Origin of the sequence: Bradyrhizobium ontarionense, from assembly GCF_021088345.1 — a bacterium.
Classification (GTDB): Bacteria; Pseudomonadota; Alphaproteobacteria; order Rhizobiales; family Xanthobacteraceae; genus Bradyrhizobium; species Bradyrhizobium ontarionense.
Genome location: NZ_CP088156.1, coordinates 3,162,009 through 3,181,402 on the forward strand (window position 1 = coordinate 3,162,009; position 19,394 = coordinate 3,181,402).

General features: G+C 67.2%; 15 protein-coding genes. 10 read left to right on the plus strand and 5 right to left on the minus strand.

The annotated features are described in order from the left end of the window. Nucleotides 1–2: 2 nt before the first annotated feature. Nucleotides 3–605, minus strand: a complete 603-nt coding sequence (locus LQG66_RS14305; RefSeq protein WP_231326856.1) for a DUF1285 domain-containing protein — start codon at nucleotides 603–605, stop codon at nucleotides 3–5. A 264-nt stretch (nucleotides 606–869) separates the two neighbouring features. On the opposite strand from LQG66_RS14305, the gene LQG66_RS14310 reads away from it, so the two are divergent. The 6 genes from LQG66_RS14310 to LQG66_RS14335 all read left to right on the plus strand — a co-directional run bounded on the left by LQG66_RS14310 (nucleotide 870) and on the right by LQG66_RS14335 (nucleotide 10,844). After that, nucleotides 870–1,868, plus strand: coding sequence for an AAA family ATPase (locus LQG66_RS14310; RefSeq protein WP_231326857.1), 999 nt, complete (start codon nucleotides 870–872; stop codon nucleotides 1,866–1,868). After that, the gene (locus tag LQG66_RS14315; protein WP_231326858.1) at nucleotides 1,868–2,824 is read left to right on the plus strand and encodes a DUF58 domain-containing protein; all 957 of its coding nucleotides are present in this window, start codon (nucleotides 1,868–1,870) and stop codon (nucleotides 2,822–2,824) included. The genes LQG66_RS14310 and LQG66_RS14315 overlap by 1 nt, the downstream gene beginning before the upstream one ends. Then, on the plus strand, nucleotides 2,821–5,643 hold the full coding sequence (locus tag LQG66_RS14320; protein ID WP_231326859.1) for a DUF4159 domain-containing protein: 2,823 nt from the start codon (nucleotides 2,821–2,823) through the stop codon (nucleotides 5,641–5,643). The genes LQG66_RS14315 and LQG66_RS14320 overlap by 4 nt, the downstream gene beginning before the upstream one ends. Nucleotides 5,644–5,733: 90 nt before the next feature. Continuing rightward, on the plus strand, nucleotides 5,734–7,797 hold the full coding sequence (locus LQG66_RS14325; RefSeq protein WP_231326860.1) for a hypothetical protein: 2,064 nt from the start codon (nucleotides 5,734–5,736) through the stop codon (nucleotides 7,795–7,797). Nucleotides 7,798–7,985: 188 nt separating this feature from the next. Beyond that, nucleotides 7,986–8,363: a DUF2946 family protein gene (locus LQG66_RS14330; protein ID WP_231326861.1), complete on the plus strand. Its 378-nt coding sequence runs from the start codon at nucleotides 7,986–7,988 to the stop codon at nucleotides 8,361–8,363. A gap of 156 nt (nucleotides 8,364–8,519) precedes the next feature. Next, nucleotides 8,520–10,844 (plus strand): TonB-dependent receptor, encoded by a 2,325-nt coding sequence (locus LQG66_RS14335; RefSeq protein WP_231326862.1) that lies wholly within the window; start codon nucleotides 8,520–8,522, stop codon nucleotides 10,842–10,844. Nucleotides 10,845–10,978: 134 nt separating this feature from the next. Here the strand turns inward: LQG66_RS14335 and LQG66_RS14340 are convergent, their stop codons facing one another. Next, nucleotides 10,979–11,491: a GNAT family N-acetyltransferase gene (locus LQG66_RS14340; RefSeq protein ID WP_231326863.1), complete on the minus strand. Its 513-nt coding sequence runs from the start codon at nucleotides 11,489–11,491 to the stop codon at nucleotides 10,979–10,981. Nucleotides 11,492–11,736: 245 nt separating this feature from the next. On the opposite strand from LQG66_RS14340, the gene LQG66_RS14345 reads away from it, so the two are divergent. The 4 genes from LQG66_RS14345 to qhpR all read left to right on the plus strand — a co-directional run bounded on the left by LQG66_RS14345 (nucleotide 11,737) and on the right by qhpR (nucleotide 16,535). Next, a complete protein-coding gene (locus tag LQG66_RS14345; RefSeq protein ID WP_231326864.1) occupies nucleotides 11,737–13,137 on the plus strand; it encodes an ethanolamine ammonia-lyase subunit EutB in 1,401 nt (466 codons plus the stop codon). After that, nucleotides 13,134–13,916 carry an ethanolamine ammonia-lyase subunit EutC gene (gene eutC, locus LQG66_RS14350; protein WP_231326865.1) on the plus strand — a complete coding sequence of 261 codons (783 nt, stop codon included), beginning with the start codon at nucleotides 13,134–13,136 and terminating at the stop codon, nucleotides 13,914–13,916. The genes LQG66_RS14345 and eutC overlap by 4 nt, the downstream gene beginning before the upstream one ends. Further along, the gene (gene eat / locus LQG66_RS14355) at nucleotides 13,909–15,315 is read left to right on the plus strand and encodes an ethanolamine permease (protein WP_231326866.1); all 1,407 of its coding nucleotides are present in this window, start codon (nucleotides 13,909–13,911) and stop codon (nucleotides 15,313–15,315) included. The genes eutC and eat overlap by 8 nt, the downstream gene beginning before the upstream one ends. 158 nt (nucleotides 15,316–15,473) lie before the next feature. Then, entirely contained in the window at nucleotides 15,474–16,535 is a 1,062-nt protein-coding gene (gene qhpR, locus LQG66_RS14360; RefSeq protein WP_231326867.1) for an AraC-like transcriptional regulator QhpR, read from the plus strand. A gap of 16 nt (nucleotides 16,536–16,551) precedes the next feature. Here qhpR and LQG66_RS14365 read toward each other — a convergent pair whose 3' ends face one another. From LQG66_RS14365 to LQG66_RS14375, 3 genes are all read right to left on the minus strand, one after another. Beyond that, nucleotides 16,552–17,724, minus strand: coding sequence for a M20 aminoacylase family protein (locus LQG66_RS14365; protein WP_231326868.1), 1,173 nt, complete (start codon nucleotides 17,722–17,724; stop codon nucleotides 16,552–16,554). Nucleotides 17,725–17,830: 106 nt separating this feature from the next. Beyond that, the gene (locus LQG66_RS14370) at nucleotides 17,831–18,763 is read right to left on the minus strand and encodes a glycosyltransferase family 2 protein (RefSeq protein WP_231326869.1); all 933 of its coding nucleotides are present in this window, start codon (nucleotides 18,761–18,763) and stop codon (nucleotides 17,831–17,833) included. Between the two features lie 48 nt (nucleotides 18,764–18,811). Beyond that, the gene (locus LQG66_RS14375; protein WP_231326870.1) at nucleotides 18,812–19,333 is read right to left on the minus strand and encodes an NUDIX domain-containing protein; all 522 of its coding nucleotides are present in this window, start codon (nucleotides 19,331–19,333) and stop codon (nucleotides 18,812–18,814) included. Between the last annotated feature and the right edge of the window lie 61 nt (nucleotides 19,334–19,394).

Sequence of the window (19,394 nt, forward strand, 5' to 3'; positions counted from 1 at the left end):
GTTCAAAGCGCAGCCCTCACCTCTTCTGCATTGGCCATGGGGAAGAACGCGCCGCCCGACCCCACGCCGAACATGACCTCGCCATCGATCATCCGCTCCTCGCCGATGTCAACAAGCTCGTAGTAGAGCGCCCGCGTCACCTTGGCCCAGAGAACGGCGCGGACGTGCAGGTACGGCGTGAGGCCGCCGCTCTCACCCGGCTCGAAGCGCAGGCGGTGCTCGGCATCGCAAGCGACCCAGTCGTCGACATTGGTGCGGAAGTGGAGAAGCGGCCCGCGTGCGTCGCTCTCCTTCCGCATTTCTACGGCCATGAACGGCGCGTCATCGACGCGAATGCCGACCTTTTCCACCGGCGTGACCAGGAAATATCGGTCGCCCTCGCGCTTCAAAATTGTCGAGAACAAACGAACCAGAGCCGGGCGGCCGATTGGCGTGCCCATGTAGTACCAGCTACCATCAGCTGCGATTCGCATATCGAGATCGCCGCAGAATGGCGGATTCCACAGATGCACCGGCGGCAGGCCCTTTCCGGAGGCGCCGGCCTGCGTCACGGCCGACGTCAGCCGTTCGAGTCCCTGGTCGGTGGTCTGCCCTTGCTTCGCCATTGTTTGCCCTGAGTTTGCGTCGGCATTGGCACGATTGGTGCAGGAATTCATCGCAGTCGTCTGTGCAAAAGTTCCTGGCGTCAGTGCGCGTGATGTAAGGTCGCCATATCGTGATGCCGTCTATACCCCGGAATGCCGATAATATGGGGATAGTTTAACTCAACGAATACAGCGCCTTCGCATAGATTGGCATCCGCTTCCTGAGAAACTGGAGCGGAACGTCCGTCCGAAAGTTGAAGATGCGGGGCAGAAGGAGCGACGGAAATGGCTGAGAGTGCCGAGAAGCTCGAGGATGCGATCGTCCGGTCGGCCGAACAGGTCTCCGGACAGATCCGCGCAGCGAAGGACGCGATCGCCAACGTCATCTTCGGCCAGGACAGAGTGGTCGAAAACACGCTGGTGACCATCCTGTCCGGCGGCCACGCGCTCCTCATCGGCGTTCCCGGCCTCGCCAAGACCAAACTGGTCGAGACGCTGGGCGTCACGCTCGGGCTCGATGCCAAGCGCGTCCAGTTCACACCCGATCTGATGCCCTCCGACATTCTCGGCTCCGAAGTGCTCGATGAGAGCTCGGGCGGCAAGCGCTCGTTCCGCTTCATCGCCGGCCCAGTTTTTGCGCAACTTCTGATGGCCGACGAGATCAACCGCGCTAGTCCGCGCACGCAGTCCGCCCTGCTGCAAGCCATGCAGGAACAGCACATCACGGTTGCAGGCGCGCGGCACGACCTGCCCAAGCCGTTCCATGTGCTCGCCACCCAGAATCCGCTGGAACAGGAAGGCACCTATCCGCTGCCCGAAGCCCAGCTCGACCGTTTCCTGATGGAGATCGACGTCGACTATCCCGATCGCGATGCCGAACGCCGCATCCTGTTCGAAACCACCGGCTCCGAGGACAGCATCGCCAAGGGTGCGATGACCGCCGATGCGCTGATCGCTGCCCAGCGGCTGGTGCGGCGGCTGCCGGTCGGCGATTCCGTCGTCGAGGCGATCCTGTCGCTGGTGCGCTCCGCCCGTCCCGGCCCCGAGGCCGGTGACGCCGGCAAGCTGATCGCCTGGGGCCCGGGCCCGCGCGCCAGCCAATCCCTGATGCTCGCGGTGCGCGCCCGCGCGCTGCTCGACGGCCGGCTTGCCCCGTCGATCGACGACGTGCTCGATCTTGCCGAGCCTGTGCTCAAGCATCGCATGGCCCTGACCTTCCCGGCCCGCGCCGAGGGGCGAACGATCCCGGACGTGATCCGGCAACTGAAGAGCCGGATTGGCTGATGGCCGCAGCGACAGGGCACGCCGACAAGGAGATTCTCGCAATCCGGCGTGCCGACGGCGAAAGCCGGACGCTGGCGTCATCGCTGCCGCGTCTCGTGCTGGAAGCCCGCCAGATTTCCGCCAACGTGATCCATGGCCTGCATGGACGGCGACGCGCCGGCTCCGGCGAAAGCTTCTGGCAGTATCGCCGCTTCGTTTCGGGCGAGCCGTCGCAACGCGTCGACTGGCGGCGCTCCGCGCGCGACGACCATCTCTATGTCCGCGAGCAGGAATGGGAGGCCGCCCATACGGTGTGGATCTGGCCCGACCGTTCGCCGTCGATGGCCTTTGCGTCGAAGGGCGCACGCGACAGCAAGCTGGAGCGGGCGCTGATCGTCACCTTTGCGCTGGCCGAACTGCTCGTCGCCGGCGGCGAGCGCGTCGGCATTCCCGGCCTGATCAATCCGACCGCGAGCCGCAGCGTGATCGACCGCATCGCGCAGGCGATGCTGCACGATGAGAGCGCGCGGCCGAGCCTGCCGCCGTCCTTCGTGCCGTCGGCGCTGGCCGAGATCGTCGTGCTGTCCGATTTCTGGTCGCCGATCTCCGAGATCGGCACCATGCTCGCCGGGCTCTCTGCATCGGGCGCGCATGGCACCTTGGTGCAGGTCGTCGATCCCGCCGAAGAGACGTTCCCGTATTCGGGCCGCGTCGAATTCGTCGAGCCGGAGGGCGGCGAGGTGATCACCGCCGGCCGCGCCGAGAGCTGGGCGCAGGACTACGTCGCACGCGTCGCGCTGCATCGCGACCAGATCCGCGCCGAGACCGGCAAGCTCGACTGGCTGTTCACGACGCACACCACCAGCCGCTCGGCCGCCGAGCTGCTGCTGTTCCTGCATGCCGGCATGACGACAGCCAAAGGGGCCGCGCGCGGCAACGTCAAGGCAGGCGCTGGCGCGAGAGGTCTTGGCGCATGATGGGTCTGCCGCTGTCCTTCGCCGAACCGCTGCTGCTGGCCGGCCTCGTCAGCCTGCCGGTACTATGGTGGCTGCTGCGGGTGATGCCGCCGCGGCCGCGGCGCATCGAATTCCCACCGACCCGCCTGCTGTTCGACATCACGCCCAAGGAAGAGACGCCGTCGCGCTCGCCGTGGTGGCTGACCCTGCTTCGGCTGATCGCAGCGGCGCTGGTGATCTTCGCCGCGGCCGGCCCGATCTGGAATCCGCGCACCGAAGCCGTCGGCAGCAAGGCGCCGCTGGTGCTGCTGCTCGACGACAGCTGGAGCGCTGCGGCGAGCTGGGACCAGCGCATCAAGGCGGCCGACGAGATGATCGCCAATGCCGATGCCGACCGCCGCGGCGTCGCGCTGGTGCCGCTGTCCGAATCCGCACGCGACATCACGCTGATGCCGGCCGGCGCCGCCCGCGTCGCTTTGCGCCAGATCGCACCGAAGGCCTACACGGCGGAGCGCGCCGACGCGCTGCCGCTGCTCGACCGCTTTCTCAAGGCCACTGGAGATGCCGAGATCATCTGGTTCTCCGATGGGGTCGATCCTGGCCGCGGCAGCGAGTTCGTCGCAGGCCTCGCCAAGACGATCGGCGACCGCAGCCTGACAGTGTTCGAGGGCGGCATGCTGTCGCCGCTGGCGCTCGCCGGCGCCGAGAATGCGGCCGCCAAGATGACCGTGAAGGTGCTGCGGGCCGATCTGTCCGTGCCCGGCGGCATCGTGCGCGCACTCGATGCCAAGGGCTCGCCGCTGGGCGAGGCCCCGTTCGGCTTCGCCGCCGGTTCGCACGATGGCGAGGCGAGCTTCGATCTTCCGGTCGAGCTGCGCAACGACATCACCCGGCTCGAAATCGCCGGCGAGCGCTCGGCCGGCGCCGTGCAGCTGCTCGACAAGCGCTGGCGCCGCCGCGCCGTCGGCATCGTCACCGGTGCCACCAGCGACACCGCGCAGCCGCTGCTCGCACCGACCTTCTACCTGACGCGCGCGCTGTCGCCATTCGCCGATCTCCGGCTCGGTGACCGCGGCGCGCCGCAGCAGATCATCACCCAGTTCCTCGATCAGAAAGTGCCGATGATCGTGATGGCCGACATCGGCACGCTGTCGCCGGAGCTGCGCGACCGGCTCAACGGCTGGATCGAGAATGGCGGCGTGCTGGTGCGTTTCGCCGGCCCGCGGCTCGCGCAGGGCGATGACGACCTCGTCCCGGTGAAGCTGCGCCGCGGCGGCCGCACGCTGGGCGGCAGCCTGACCTGGGAGAAGCCGCAGCATCTGGCGGCCTTTGCCGCCGACGGCCCGTTCGCGGGCATCGTCGTGCCCAAGGACGTGACCGTGAGCCGGCAGGTGCTGGCCGAGCCCGACGCAGTGCTGGCGACCAAGAGCTGGGCCTCGCTCGAAGACGGCACGCCGCTCGTCACCGGCGAGCATCGCGGCAAGGGTCTCATCGCGCTGTTCCACGTCAGCGCCGACATGCGCTGGTCCGATCTCCCGATGTCCGGCGCGATGGTCGAGATGCTCCGCCGCATCGTCGACATGTCCGGCTACACCTCGACGCCAGGCGCGGGTCCCGCGGGCGACACCGCCAAGGCCACGCTGGCGCCGCTGCACGTGCTCGACGGGTTCGGCGCCTTCGGACCGCCGCCTTCGACGGCCAAGCCGCTGCCGGCAGATTTCAACGACCGGGCTTCGCTGGATCATCCACCCGGATTCTACGGCCCTGCCGAGGGACCCACCGCAGTGAACACGCTCAACCCCAACGATCGCATCCTGGCGCTCGATACTTCCGGCCTGCAGGCCAGGCGCGCCAGCTACACCACGGCCGAGCCGCGCGATCTCCGGGGCATCCTGCTGTCGACCGCGCTGCTGCTGTTCCTGATCGACGCCGTCATCGTCGCGCTGCTCGGTGGCGCGCTGGCCTCGCTCGCACGGCGCCGCCGTGCAGCTCCGGCGGCGATCGCCTTCGCCGTGCTCGCGACCGGCGCCCTGCTCGCGATCGCGATGCCGATGGCCGCGCGCGCCGATGCTGCCAGCGACGATTTCGCGATGCGCGCGGTGTCGCAGACGCGGCTCGCTTATGTCGTGACCGGCAATGCCGACGTCGATTCCATCGTCAAGGCCGGCCTGACCGGGCTGACCTTGTTCCTGGCGCAGCGCACGGCGCTGGAAGCCGGCGATCCCGTCGGCATCGATCCTGCCCATGACGAGCTCGCCTTCTTCCCACTGATCTACTGGCCGATCGTCCCCGGCGCGCCGAAGCCGCCGCAGGACGCGATCAACAAGATCGACGCCTACATGAAGCAGGGCGGCACGGTGATCTTCGATACCCGCGACGCGGTCGAGGCGCCGCCTGGCGACAACGGCGCCCAGCAGACACCGGGCATGCAGTCGCTGCGCGACATTCTCTCCTCGCTGGACGTGCCCGAGCTCGAGCCGGTGCCGCGCGAGCACGTGCTGACCAAGACGTTCTATCTGCTGCGCGACTTCCCCGGCCGCTTCACCGCGGGCCAGACCTGGGTCGAGGCGCTGCCGAAGGACGAGGACGAGGACGGTGCATCACGTCCGGCGCGCGGCGGCGACGGCGTATCGCCGATCATCATCACGTCGAACGACCTGGCAGGCGCCTGGGCGATCCGTCCCGACGGCCAGGCCATGCTGCCGATGGTGCCGGGCGAGCCGCGGCAGCGCGAATTCGCCTTCCGCGCCGGCGTCAACATCGTGATGTACACGCTGACCGGCAACTACAAGGCCGACCAGGTGCATGCTCCAGCGCTGATCGAACGGCTCGGGCAGTGATGATGTTAGCTGTGCTCGCCGATCGCGCCAAAACCACCAGCGTCATGCCCGGGCTTGTCCCGGCCACGACGTAGCTAGCGAGTTTGCCTCATGAACTATGGCATCGCGTTCACGCCTCTGGTTCCGACGATCGTGCTGTGGCTCGCGATCGGCGCCATCGCCGTCATCGCCGCGCTGCTGCTGATCGGCCGCTCGCGCGCGGCCTGGATCCGCGTCGCCGCACTCGTCCTGATCGCGCTGGCGCTCGCCAATCCGCAGTTCACGCGCGAGGATCGCGAACCTCTGACTTCGGTGGCCGCCGTCGTCGTCGACAAGAGCCCGAGCCAGAATTTCGGCGACCGTACCAAGCAGACGCAGGCGGCCCAGGAGGCGCTGGTCGATGGCCTGAAGAAGATCAAGGGCCTCGAAGTCCGCGTGGTCGATGCCGGCCAGGCCGACGGCGAGACCGACGGTACGCATCTGTTCGGCGCGCTGACCTCGGCGCTGTCGGACGTCCCGGTCGACCGGGTCGCCGGTGCGTTCCTGATCACCGACGGCCGCGTCCACGACATCCCGGGCAACGTGGCGGCGCTCGGCTTCCAGGCGCCGCTGCAGGCCCTGATCACGGGACAGAAGGCGGAGCGCGATCGCCGTGTCGCGATCACCGCCGCGCCGCGTTTCGGCATCGTCGGCCAGCCGCAGACGATCAGCTTCAGGCTGGACGACCAGGGCGTCAGCGGCGAAAGCGCCAAGGTCGTGATCCGCCGCGACGGCGAGGTCATCAGCGAGCGGACGCTGACGAGCGGCCAGAGCGCCAATGTCGATGTTGACATCAAGCACGAAGGCCAGAACATCGTCGAGATCGAGGCCTCGCCGCTCGACAACGAGCTCACCCTCGTCAACAACCGCGCGGTGGTGTCGATCGATGGTGTGCGTGACAAGCTGCGCGTGCTGCTGGTGTCGGGCGAACCGCATTCGGGCGAGCGCACCTGGCGCAACCTGTTGAAGTCGGATGCCAGCGTCGATCTCGTGCACTTCACCATCCTGCGCCCACCGGAGAAGCAGGACGGCACGCCGATCAACGAGCTGTCGCTGATCGCGTTTCCGACCCGCGAGCTGTTCCAGCAGAAGATCAACGAATTCCAGCTGATCATCTTCGACCGCTACGCCCGCCAGGGCGTGCTGCCGATCGCCTATTTCGACAACATCGCGCGCTATGTCCGCAACGGCGGCGCGGTGCTGGTCTCGGCCGGGCCGGACTACGCCTCCAACACCAGCATCTGGCGCACGCCGCTCGACTCGGTGCTGCCCGCCGAGCCGGTCGGCGTCACCGAAAAGCCGTTCTATGCGCACCTGTCGGATGCCGGCAAACGCCATCCGGTGACGCGCGGGCTCGAGGGCTCGGCCTCCGAGCCGCCGCACTGGAGCCGCTTCTTCCGCACCGTCGAGACGCGCAATGCGGTCAGCCCGCCGGTCATGACCGGTGCCGACGGCAAGCCGCTGCTGCTGCTGTCGCGTTTCGGCGAGGGCCGCGTCGCGCTGTTGTTGTCCGACCACATCTGGCTATGGGCACGCGGCTATGAAGGCGGCGGTCCCCATCTCGACCTTCTCCGGCGGATGTCGCATTGGCTGATGAAGCAGCCCGATCTCGACGAGGAGGCGCTGCGGCTGCAGATCCAGGGCAAGGATCTCGTGGTGATCCGGCAGACGATGGCCGACACCGTCCCGCCGGTCACCGTGACCTCGCCCTCGGGCACGACGCGCGAGCTCGCCCTGAACCAGGGCGATCCCGGCGAGTGGCGCGCAACGCTGCCGGCCAACGAGCTCGGCCTGTGGCAGGCCACCGACGGCACGCTGAAGGCGCTGATCAATGTCGGGCCGACCAACCCGAAGGAATTCTCGGAGGTCACCTCGACCACGGAGACGCTGAAGGCGCTGACGCAGGCGACCGGCGGCGATACGCGCCGCATCGCCGACGGATCGAGCCTCGACATGCCACGCATCGTCCCTGTCAAGTCGTCGACGCTGTTCAGCGGCGACGGCTGGATGGGCGTGCGGATGCGCGACGCCAGCGTGGTCAAGGGCGTCGGCGTGCTGCCGATGTTCGCAGGCCTGGTCGGTCTGTTGCTGCTGCTCGGCGCGCTCGCTGCGACCTGGGTGCGTGAGGGGCGCTAAGCCCTCGCCGCATCCGCACCCGACGGGGTTCAGATGACGTGGCGCCAAGGGCACAGCGGACGCGATTCCGCGATGTCGCGCCGCGTGCTGATTGACACCTCCGGATCGTCCCTGCGATGTTACAATATAACATCGGCTGACATTCGCAGCCGAACGGGGTGTCTGATCCGCATGAGCCAGAGCTGGCCATGAGCTGGTTTCGCACGAACATCAAGGATGTCTCGCGGCTGGCGCTGTTTGCGCTGCTGCTGCAGTTCGCGCTTGCGTTCGGGCATGTCCATTGGCTCGCCGGACAGGCGCAGGACGGGGGCGGCGTCACCGTCGCCGAGCGGGACACCGGCTCGTCTCCCGCAAGCCAGGACCCCGATCAGCAGCCCTCGCCTGATGGCTGTGCCATCTGTGCCGTCATGGCGATGGCGCAATCGATCCTGCTGTCGCCCGCGCCGGTTCTGACTCTTCCTGACGCCGTCGCATTTCGTCTGCCCGATGCGATCCCCGCCTCCGCGGCGGCGGTCGTCATCAGCACGGCGTTCCAGCCGCGCGCCCCTCCCCTCCGCCTGATCTGAGCCGCTCGACATGCTGCACCGCTGCGCTCACGCGCGCAGCGACAGCGTTCAGGAATGCATCCGTCGCACGGCGACGGCAGGCGCATCCCACCAGCAACGAAAGACGTGGGACGCCTGATCAAGATCAGGAATGGAAGAATGTTGCCGAGAGCTTTGATGTCGGGCTGCAGCGCCGCAGCCTTGTTGTGCGTTCTGGGCGCGACCGCGCGCGCCGATGATCCGAAGCCGGCGGCCGAGCTGCCCGAGGTCACCGTGACCGCGCCGAGCCCGATCCGCGCCCGCAAGCCGGTCGTGCCGCGCCCCAATCCCACCGTCCGCGTGGCGCGCGGCGGCACCCGCGCGCCGGCCCCGGCACGCGAAGCTCAGGCGGCGCCGCCTCCGCCGCAGCAGGGCGTGCTGCCTATCGTCACCGACCAGTTCGCCACCGTCACGGTGGTGCCGAACGAGGAGATCCGGCGCGCCGGCGCAGCCACGCTCGGCGACCTCCTCAATTCGAAACCCGGCATCACCGGCTCGAGCTTCGCGCCGGGCGCTTCGAGCCGGCCGATCATCCGCGGCCTCGACGGCAACCGGGTCGGCATCGTCGAAAACGGCATCGGCGGCGGCGGCGCGTCGGACCTCGGCGAAGACCATTTCGTGCCGATCGATCCGCTCACCAGCGACCAGATCGAGGTCGTGCGCGGCCCCGCCGCGCTGCGTTACGGCTCGACATCGATCGGCGGCGTCGTCAGCGCCACCAACAACCGCATTCCGCAGGCCTTGCCGGCCTGCTCGACCGCACCGTTCCAGACCTATGGCCTGCCGGCGAAAGCACCTGCCGCAGGCGGCGCGCCCTGCGTCACGGCGGAGACACGCACGTCGTTCAGCTCGGTCGATCGCGGCGTCGAGGGCGGCGTGCTGCTCGATGCCGGCGGCGGCAACTTCGCCCTTCATGCCGATGCCTATGGCCGCAAGACCGGGGATTATTCGATTCCCGGCTATCCCTATCTGTTCGATCAGACCCGCCCGGTGAATGGCCGGCAGCCCAACTCGGCCGTGCAGAACGACGGCGCCTCGATCGGCGGCAGCTATTTCTTCAGCGGCGGCTTCATCGGCGCGGCGATCACGCAGACCGACGCGCTCTACCACATCCCCGGCATCGACGGCGCCGATAGCCGGACGCGGATCGATGCGCGTCAGACCAAGATCACGGCGAAGGGCGAGTACCGACCGGACTCCGCTGCGATCGACGCCATCCGGTTCTGGGCCGGCGCCACCGACTATCGGCACAATGAGATCGGCCTCGCCAACACCGCCGATCCCACCACCGACGGCGTGCGTCAGACCTTCACCAACCGCGAGCAGGAGGCCCGCGTCGAAATGCAGATGATGCCGGTCAATCTGCGCTTCGCCACGCTGACGACGGCCTATGGCGTGCAGGCCGGACATCAGGAGCTCAATGCGCCGAGCCCCGACAATCCCGGCTCGGTCTTCAACGGCCTGTTCGGCCCCAACACCAACAACCGCGTCGCCGGCTACGTCTTCAACGAACTCGCCTTCACGCCCACGACCAAGGCGCAGATCGCCGGCCGCATCGAGCACGTCTCGCTGAACGGCTCAACGCCAGACTTCCCGGCGGACTATCTGCCGGACGGCACGCCGCAGGCCAACATCGCGCGCAATCCGTCGTTCACGCCGAAGAGCGCGAGCGTCGGTCTGCTGCAGAACCTGCCGGGCGACCTCGTTGCGAGCGTCACGGCGCAATATGTCGAGCGTGCGCCGAAGGCGGCCGAGCTGTTCTCGCGTGGCGGGCACGACGCGACCGCGACCTTCGACATCGGCAATCCGAACCTCGGCATCGAGACGGCCAAGACCGTCGAGGTCGGCCTGCGCAAGGCCACCGGCCCGTTCCGCTTCGAGGCCAATGCCTACTACACGCAGTTCAGCAACTTCATCTATCGGAGACTGACCGGCGTCATGTGCGACGGCGACTTCGCCTCCTGCGGCACCACGGGCACGGAGCTGAACCAGGCGGTCTACTCGCAGCGCAACGCGCTGTTCCGCGGCGCCGAGTTCCAGAGCCAGTTCGACGTCGCCGCGCTCGGCAGCGGCATCTGGGGCATCGAGAATCAGTTCGATGTCGTCCGCGCCACCTTCCCCGACGGCACCAACGTGCCACGGATTCCGCCGATGCGCGTCGGCGGCGGGCTGTTCTGGCGCGATGCCAACTGGCTCACGCGCATCAACCTGCTGCACGCTTTCGCCCAGAACGACATCGCACAGATCGCGGAAACGCCGACGCCGGGCTACAATCTCCTGAAGGCGGAGGTCAGCTATCGGACCAAGCTCGATCCGAACATGTTCGGCGCGCGCGAGATGCTGGTCGGCCTCGTCGGCAACAATCTCTTGAACGAGAAGATCCGCAACTCCGTGTCCTACACCAAGGACGAGGTGCTGCTGCCCGGCATCGGCGTGCGGATTTTTGCCAACCTGAAGTTCTGATCAAGAGCTCGGTGGGGCGCGGAGGCGACCAACGGGCGCCGCCTTCGTCATTGCGAGGAGCGAAGCGACGAAGCAATCCAGACTTCCTTCGGGACCCTGGATTGCGTCGCTTCGCTCGCAATGACGGAAAGACGCTAGCGCGCGTAGTCCCAATCCGGTCGGATCGCGCCCGAGATGCAGTCGAACGCGCCCTCGACCAATTCATTCACCAGCAACCGATTGTAGTCGACCGGGCCGGGCATCGTCGCCCTGCCCTTCGGCACCGGCTTGAAGCCGACGCGGGCGTAGTAGGCGGCGTCGCCGACCAGCAGGATCAGACGGTGGCCCTGCGCCTTGGCGTCGCTGATCGAGCGCTCCAGCAAGGTACGACCGATGCCGTGCTTGCGGAAGGGCGGCTCGACCGTCAGCGGCCCGAGCATCAGCGCCTTGGTGTCACCGACGCAGATCGGCAGCTGCCGCACCGAGCCGACCAGCAGGGTGCCGATATGGGCCGTGAACGACAGTTCGAGCAGATGCTCGACATGCTCACGCAGCCGATAGGCGCTCAGCACGAAGCGGCCGGGGCCGAAGGTGCGCTCATGCAGCCGCTCGATCGCCTGCGCGTCGCCCGGCTTTTCGGCGGAAATCGTAATGGAGAGGTCACTCATGTGGGGTGGCGAGATAGCATCCCGAAGCGGCGCGGTCCATGGCGTGACCAGCCTGGTGTGAAGACGGTCGCCGGACAGCCTCGCAATGCTGAATTTATGAGCACCCGCCCGACGTGATCGAAGATTGTGCTGAGATGTCAAGTTTTCCGAGCGGACCTCATTTAACCTGAGACCGGTCATGAGCGTTGCGGTCGCCATCGCGACCGTCAGGATGGCTCTGACGCAGCACGGGCGGCAGGTCGAAGATGACGGGTGGTTTCCGGTCGCGCCATCGCGGCGAAACACATGTGTTCGACGATCTCAAGACGCTGCTGGCCTGCGCCTCTCCGCGCCGCTCCGGCGATGAGCTCGCAGGCGTCGCCGCCGACAGCGCAGCGCGGCGGGTTGCCGCGCGCATGGCACTGGCCGACGTGCCGCTGCAGCGGTTCCTCGACGAGCCGCTGATCCCCTATGAGGACGACGAGGTCACGCGGCTCATCCTCGACAGCCACGATGCGGCCGCATTCGCCGCCGTCGCCTCGCTGACGGTCGGCGAGCTGCGCGAATCGCTGATGTCGTGGGAGGCGGATGCCGACCGGCTTGCCGCGCTCGCGCCCGGTCTCACGCCCGAGATGGTCGCGGCCGTGTCGAAGCTCTGCGGCAATGGCGATCTGATCGCCATCGCCGCGAAATGCCGGGTGGTGACGGGTTTCCGCTCCACCATCGGCCTGCCCGGCCGGCTGTCGTCGCGGCTGCAGCCCAACGATCCGACCGACGATCCGATGGCGATCGCGGCGGGCACGCTCGATGGCCTGTTGTTCGGAATGGGCGATGCCGTGATCGGCATCAATCCTGCTACCGACAATGTCGAGGCCTGCATCCGCCTGCTCACGATGCTCGACGAGCTCAGGCTGAAATTCGAGGTGCCGACGCAGTCCTGCGTGCTCAGCCACGTCACGACGTCGATCCAGGCCATCGAACAAGGCGCGCCGCTCGATCTCGTGTTCCAGTCGATCGCCGGCACGGAGGCCGCGAACGCCGGCTTCGGCGTGACCCTCGCTCTGCTGGGCGAGGCGCAGGAGGCAGCGCTATCGCTCAAGCGCGGCACGGTCGGGTCCAACGTGATGTATTTCGAGACCGGCCAGGGCGCGGCGCTGTCCGCCGAGGCCCATCACGGCCTCGATCAGCAGACCGTCGAGGCCCGCGCCTATGCTGTCGCGCGCGCCTTCTCGCCGCTGCTGGTCAACACCGTCGTCGGCTTCATCGGCCCGGAATATCTCTACGACGCGAAGGAGATCATCCGCGCCGGGCTCGAGGACCATTTCTGCGCCAAGCTGCTCGGCGTGCCCATGGGCTGCGACGTCTGCTACACCAACCACGCCGAGGCCGATCAGGACGACATGGACGATCTGGCGCTGCTGCTCGCGGCGGCCAACGTCAATTTCCTGATCGCGGTGCCCGGCGCCGACGACATCATGCTCAACTATCAGAGCCTGTCGCATCACGACGTGATGCGGCTGCGCCATCTGCTCGGCCGTCGCCCGGCGCCGGAATTCGAGGCCTGGCTGGCGCGGATGGGCCTGCTCGACGAGAGCGGACGCGTGCCACCGCTGCCCGGCAGCGCACCGGCGGTGACCCGGCTGATCGGCCAGGGAGCACGGGCATGAGGGACGATGCCTTCGATAGGCTGCGCCGGATGACGCGCGCCCGCGTCGCGCTCGGGCGTTCCGGCGACGGGCTTCCGACGAAGGCCAAGCTGGAATTCCAGATGGCGCACGCGCTCGCCCGCGATGCCGTGTGGGGCAAAGTCAATTTCGAGAGCATCGCAGCCGCGCTCGCGCCGCGCGAGGTGATCCATGTCGCAAGCGCTGCGGCCGATCGCGCGATATATCTGCGCCGGCCCGACCTCGGCCGCCGCCTGGCAGAGGGCGAGGCCGCGAAGCTGCCGCCCGGACCGTTCGATCTCGTGTTCGTCATTGCCGACGGGCTTTCTGCCGATGCCGTGGAAGGCCATGCGGCAAATGTCGTGATCGCGACCGAAGCACGCCTCGCCGGTCTCACCATCGCGCCGGTCGTGCTGGCTTCGCAGGCACGTGTTGCTCTCGGCGATGACGTCGGGGCCACGATGGGCGCGCGTCTCGTCGCGGTCCTGATTGGCGAACGTCCCGGCCTCTCCGCCGCCGACTCGCTCGGCGCCTATCTGTCGTTCAATCCGGCGCCGGGACTGCGCGACAGCGCGCGCAACTGCATCTCGAACATTCACGGCCATGGGCTCACGCCCGAACGCGCTGCCGACAAGCTCGCCTGGCTGGTCCGCGAGGCCCTGCGGATCGGCGTGACCGGGATCGGCCTCAAGGAGGCGGCGCCGGATGGCGCGATCGAGACGACACAACCGACAACTCAAATCACCCATCACAAACCGACAGGAGCGCGTGCACATGAGTGACCAGACCAAACCGACACTTTCGAAGAGCCTGACCGGACTCCATCTCTGGGGCATCGCGGTCGGGCTCGTCATCTCCGGCGAGTATTTCGGCTGGAGCTATGGCTGGGACAAGGCCGGCACGCTCGGCTTCCTCGTCACCACGATCTTCATCGCGGTGATGTACACGACCTTCATTTTCTCCTTTACCGAGCTCACCACCGCGATCCCGCATGCCGGCGGGCCCTTCGCCTATTCCTACCGGGCGTTCGGACCGCTCGGCGGCTTCGTCGCCGGCTTTGCGACGCTGATCGAGTTCGTGTTTGCACCGCCCGCCATCGCGCTCGCGATCGGCGCCTATCTCAACGTCCAGTTTCCCGCGCTGTCGCCGAAGACGGCCGCGGTCGGCGCCTACGTCGTATTCATGGCGCTCAACATCGCCGGCGTGACCATCGCGGCGACTTTCGAGTTGTTCGTCACGATCCTGGCGATCATCGAACTCTTCGTGTTCATGGGTGTCGTGTCCCCGGGCTTCTCCTTCGCCAACTTCGCCGCGAATGGCTGGGCTGGAGAAACTTCGTTCTCGATGGCGAGCGTCGGCGGAATCATCGCGGCCATTCCATTCGCGATCTGGTTCTTCCTGGCGATCGAGGGCGCCGCGATGGCGGCAGAAGAGACCAAGAACCCGACCCGGACCATTCCGCTCGCCTACATCGCCGGCATCCTGACCCTGGTCGTGCTGGCCTTCGGCACCATGATCATGGCCGGCGGCGTCGGCGACTGGGCGAAGCTCTCCAACATCAACGATCCGCTGCCGCAGGCGATGAAGATCGTCGTCGGCGAGAACTCAGGCTGGCTGCACATGCTGGTGTGGATCGGCCTGTTCGGCCTGATCGCCTCGTTCCACGGCATCATCATGGGCTATTCGCGGCAGATCTTCGCACTGTCCCGCGCCGGCTTCCTGCCGGCGAAGCTCGCCGCCCTGCATCCGACCTGCCGCACGCCGCACTGGGCCATCCTTGCCGGCGGCGTGGTCGGAATCGCCGCGATCTTCTCCGACGAGCTGATCCAGTTCGCCGGACAGACGCTGACCGCAAACATCGTCACCATGAGCGTGTTCGGCGCCCTGGTGATGTACATCATGAGCATGGCCGCGCTGTTCCGCCTGCGCACCACCGAGCCCAACCTGGTGCGGCCGTTCATGGCGCCGCTCTATCCGGTGCTTCCGGCCGTCGCATTGGTGAGCGCGACGCTCTCGCTGCTCACGATGATCTGGTTCAATTTACAGGTGTTCGCGGCATTCGTCGTGCTGTTCGCCGCCGGCCTGCTGCTGTATCGTCTGACGGCAGGTCAACGCGGCAATGCGGCCAACGACAATCTGCTCGACATCGCCTTGAACGAAGCCCGCGCCATGGTCGACTGATCCGGCCGGATCGCGAGACCTTCAATCGATACGAACAAACTCTCCGCGTCATGCGCCCGCGCGGAGGGTTTCATCGCCAGCCGACGGCTGGCAGGCATGTGACTTGCATAACTACGAGGTGTGAACCGGGAACGTATTTCCTCGAAAGCGAGGATTTCATGGCACAGCGTCTTGCAGCCGAAAGCCAGCATCCGCAAAATCGCAGCCGGAACATTCTGGCCGCCGCGGCGACCGGGGTTGCAGACTTCATCGCTCGGACGGGCGGTCGTCCGGAAGCGGTGTTCGAGCGGATCGGCATCGATGCCGCATGCCTCGGCCAGACCCGCAGCGCGCTTGATCTCGCCGATTATGTGGCGATGATGGAAGACGCCGCCCAGGAGACCGGCAACGACAATTTCGGACTGTGGTTCGGCCAGCGCTACCAGCCGCGGATGTTGGGCCTGATCGGCGAGATCGCGCTGTCAGCCCCGACGCTCGGCTCGGCGATCGAGCACCTTGCGCTGTGGTTTCCCTGGCACCAGCAGGCGACCGAGACCCGCCTCACGCGTCAGGACGGATTTCTCCGTCTCGAATATCGCATCCTCGACGGGTCGATTGTCGATCGCCGGCAGGACGCCGAATTGACCATGGGCATGTTCGCGAACGTCTTCCGCGCCTGCCTGCCGTCGGGCTGGGCGCCGGAGATGGTGCTGTTCGAGCACGCGCGGCCCGCCGCATGGCGCGACCATGAAACAGCCTTCGATGCCGACGTGGGATGGTCGCACGGCACCAACGCACTGATGTTTCGCGACCATGGCCTCGACCGCGCCATGCCGCAGGCCGACCTGTCACGCCTGCAGCGGCTGACGACCGATCTGGCTGGCGTCGCGGGCTCGTGCGGCACGCCGGCGTTCCTCGATCTGGTTCGCGGCGAGATCAGGCGCCGGCTGGCCGTCGGTCCGCTTCATCTCGAGGAGATCGCGGACGCGCTGTCGACCACGCCCTGGACCTTGCAGCGTCGCCTTGCCGAGTTCGGCGCCACGTTCTCCGATCTCGTCGAGGCGACGCGTCTCGATCTCGCCCGCCACTATCTGCGCCAGGCGCATCTGCCGCTCGGCGACGTCGCCTTCCTGCTCGGCTATTCCGAGGCGTCCGCCTTCTCCCGCGCGTTTTCGCGCTGGGCGGGCTGCGGCCCGCGGCAGTGGCGCCAGCTGTCCAGGCAGGTGCTGTCCCGCAGCTGACGCCAGGACGCAGGCGTCACTCCGCCGGCATCGTCTTCTCGACCAGCCGCACCCAATAGGAGGCGCCGTGGCCGAGAATGTTGTCGTTGAAACGATAGGCCGGGTGGTGACAGTCCTTGCCGTCGCCCATGCCGAGGAAGACGAAGGCACCGGGCCGCGCCTCCAGCATGAAGGCGAAATCCTCGGCGCCCATCAGCGGCGGCGCGTTGTCGACGACCCGCTCAGCGCCGACCACGTCACGGGCGACGTCGGCGGCGATCACGGTCTCGCGCGCATGGTTCATCGTGATCGGATAGAGCCGCGTGTATGTCGTCGTCGCCGTACCGCCATAGGTGCGGGCGATGCCGTCGGCGACCTCGGCGATTCGGCGCTCGACCAGGTCGCGCACGTCGGGATCGAGCGTGCGCACGGTGCCCTTCAGCTCGACCGTCTCGGGAATGACGTTCATGGCCTTGCCGGCCTCGACGACGCAGATCGAGATGACCGCGGATTTGATCGGATCGACGTTGCGCGACACGATCGACTGCAGCGCGGTGATGATGTGCGCGGCGATCAGGACGCTGTCGACTGCCTTGTGAACACCGGCGCCGGCATGACCGCCCTTGCCGTGCACGGTGATCTCCAGCTGGTCGGACGAGGCCAGCATCGCGCCCGGCCGCAAGGCAAATACGCCTTCGGGCACGCCCGGCGCGTTGTGCAGGCCATAGACCTCCTGAATGCCCCAGCGGGTCATCAGGCCGTCATCGACCATCGCCTTGCCGCCGGCGCCGCCCTCCTCGGCCGGCTGGAAGATCACGATCGCCGTGCCATCGAAATTCCGCGTCTCGGCGAGATGCTTGGCGGCGCCGAGCAGCATGGCGGTGTGGCCGTCATGGCCGCAGGCATGCATGAGGCCCGGGGTCTTCGACGCGTAGGGCACGCCGGAGGCCTCCTCGATCGGCAGCGCGTCCATGTCCGCGCGCAGGCCGATGGTGCGTCCGGACGTCGTGTTGCGGCCGCGGATGACGCCGACCACGCCGGTGCGCCCGATGCCGGTGACCACCTCGTCGCAACCGAATTCGCGCAGGCGCTCGGCGACGATGCCGGCCGTGCGATGCACCTCGTACATCAATTCGGGATGTTCATGGAGATCATGGCGCCAGGCGGCCATATCGTCGGCGAGCGCGGCGATGCTGTTGAGGATGGGCATGGGAAGCGGTGTTCTCGTTCCAGGAAGTTGACGACCCCGAACCATGACCGCAACCGCGGGCGGACACAAGCTTCCGCCACTCAATGTCGGCCTTCGCTCCCGAGTGTCAGCCGCCCACCGGCTGCTGTGACAGATAGGCCAGCAGCTTCATCTCGCGCCGGCCACGCGTGACCGTATCGAGCACCAGCCCGGACGAGGCCGACAACAGCGCCATGATCATCAGGCCCATCGACAGCACCGCGGTCGGCAGCCGCGGCACCAGCCCGGTCTCGAAGTAGGTGACGAAGATCGGGATGGCGAAGCCGACCGACACCAGCGCGAAGAAGATGCCGATCGCGGTGAAGAAGCGCAGCGGCTTCTCCGAACGGTACAGCTTCAGGATCGTGCCCAGAATCCGGAAGCCGTCGCGCCAGGTGTTGAGCTTGGAGACCGAGCCTTCGGGCCGCGCGTAATAGGGCGTCGCGATCTCGGCGACCGGCAGCGCCAACTCCAGCGCGTGGACGGTGAGCTCAGTCTCGATCTCGAAGCCGTCCGAGAGGACGGGGAAGGATTTGACGAAGCGGCGCGAGAACACGCGGTAGCCGGACAGGATGTCCTTGAAGGCCTGGCCGAACACCTCGGCGAGGAAGCTCGTCAGCATCCAGTTGCCGGTGCGGTGGCCCATCCGGTAGGCGGCCTGCTCCTGGTCGACCCGCAGCCCCACGACCATATCGAGGTGCTCGTTGACGAGACGCTCGATCATATCAGGGGCGCTTGGCGCATCATAGGTCGCATCGCCGTCGACCAGCACGTAGATGTCGGCATCGACATCGGCGAACATGCGCCGGACCACATGGCCCTTGCCCTGCCGCCGTTCGCTGCGCACCTCGGCGCCGGCCGCGCGCGCGACCTCGATCGTGCGATCCTTCGAGTTGTTGTCGTAGACGTAAACTGTCGCCGTCGGCAGCGCCTGCCTGAAGCTCCTGACCACGGAGGCGACCGCAGCCTCCTCGTTGTAGCACGGCACCAGGACGGCGATCCGCATCGATGGTGATATCATTGACCGATCTCCCACGGCCGGGAGACTGCCTGCATTCGGTGCAGAATTTCATAATGAGCCGGCGGCAGGGCGCTGTTCCGGACGCCAGGTCGGAATGATCTTAACGCCGTCTAGCACCTCGCGCAGGCGGGACAGCGTGCCGAGGGTGGTTCCCTCCGGCAGCGCGTCGAGGGCGAAGAATCCGGTCTCGACGATCTCGTGGTTGGGCTCCGGCGGCCAGTCCTGCGTGAACCTTTTGATAACGAACACCGCGACGTGGTCCCGAACCGAGACGTGACTGTTGAGGAAGATGCCGTGCAGCTCCGGCTCGCCGGCCAGCGCGATCCGCCCTTCCTCGAACAGCTCCCGTTCCAGGGCCTCCATGAACGTCTCTCCGACCTCGACGCCCCCGCCCGGCAGGTGCCAGCCGGACACGTAGCCATGCCGCACCAGGAACACGCGGTTCGCGGCATCCAGCACAACCCCGCGGACGCCCAAGGTCATGCCGCGGGCGAAGCGCCAATACAGGTGGAATCCCCGCCTCAACACGGGCTCGAACCGGCTTCTCAGCCCGCTGAGATATGTCGTCATCGCTGTCGTCGTCCTGGTTGGTCTTGCGCTCGAAGGCAGGGCTTGTCATGAGAGCCACCAG

Coding starts and splice junctions, on each gene's coding strand:
- LQG66_RS14305 (WP_231326856.1), bottom strand. CDS start 605: ATGGCGAAGCAAGGGCAGACCACCGACCAGGGACTCGAACGGCTGACG.
- LQG66_RS14310 (WP_231326857.1), top strand. CDS start 870: ATGGCTGAGAGTGCCGAGAAGCTCGAGGATGCGATCGTCCGGTCGGCC.
- LQG66_RS14315 (WP_231326858.1), top strand. CDS start 1,868: ATGGCCGCAGCGACAGGGCACGCCGACAAGGAGATTCTCGCAATCCGG.
- LQG66_RS14320 (WP_231326859.1), top strand. CDS start 2,821: ATGATGGGTCTGCCGCTGTCCTTCGCCGAACCGCTGCTGCTGGCCGGC.
- LQG66_RS14325 (WP_231326860.1), top strand. CDS start 5,734: ATGAACTATGGCATCGCGTTCACGCCTCTGGTTCCGACGATCGTGCTG.
- LQG66_RS14330 (WP_231326861.1), top strand. CDS start 7,986: ATGAGCTGGTTTCGCACGAACATCAAGGATGTCTCGCGGCTGGCGCTG.
- LQG66_RS14335 (WP_231326862.1), top strand. CDS start 8,520: ATGTCGGGCTGCAGCGCCGCAGCCTTGTTGTGCGTTCTGGGCGCGACC.
- LQG66_RS14340 (WP_231326863.1), bottom strand. CDS start 11,491: ATGAGTGACCTCTCCATTACGATTTCCGCCGAAAAGCCGGGCGACGCG.
- LQG66_RS14345 (WP_231326864.1), top strand. CDS start 11,737: ATGACGGGTGGTTTCCGGTCGCGCCATCGCGGCGAAACACATGTGTTC.
- eutC (WP_231326865.1), top strand. CDS start 13,134: ATGAGGGACGATGCCTTCGATAGGCTGCGCCGGATGACGCGCGCCCGC.
- eat (WP_231326866.1), top strand. CDS start 13,909: ATGAGTGACCAGACCAAACCGACACTTTCGAAGAGCCTGACCGGACTC.
- qhpR (WP_231326867.1), top strand. CDS start 15,474: ATGGCACAGCGTCTTGCAGCCGAAAGCCAGCATCCGCAAAATCGCAGC.
- LQG66_RS14365 (WP_231326868.1), bottom strand. CDS start 17,724: ATGCCCATCCTCAACAGCATCGCCGCGCTCGCCGACGATATGGCCGCC.
- LQG66_RS14370 (WP_231326869.1), bottom strand. CDS start 18,763: ATGATATCACCATCGATGCGGATCGCCGTCCTGGTGCCGTGCTACAAC.
- LQG66_RS14375 (WP_231326870.1), bottom strand. CDS start 19,333: ATGACGACATATCTCAGCGGGCTGAGAAGCCGGTTCGAGCCCGTGTTG.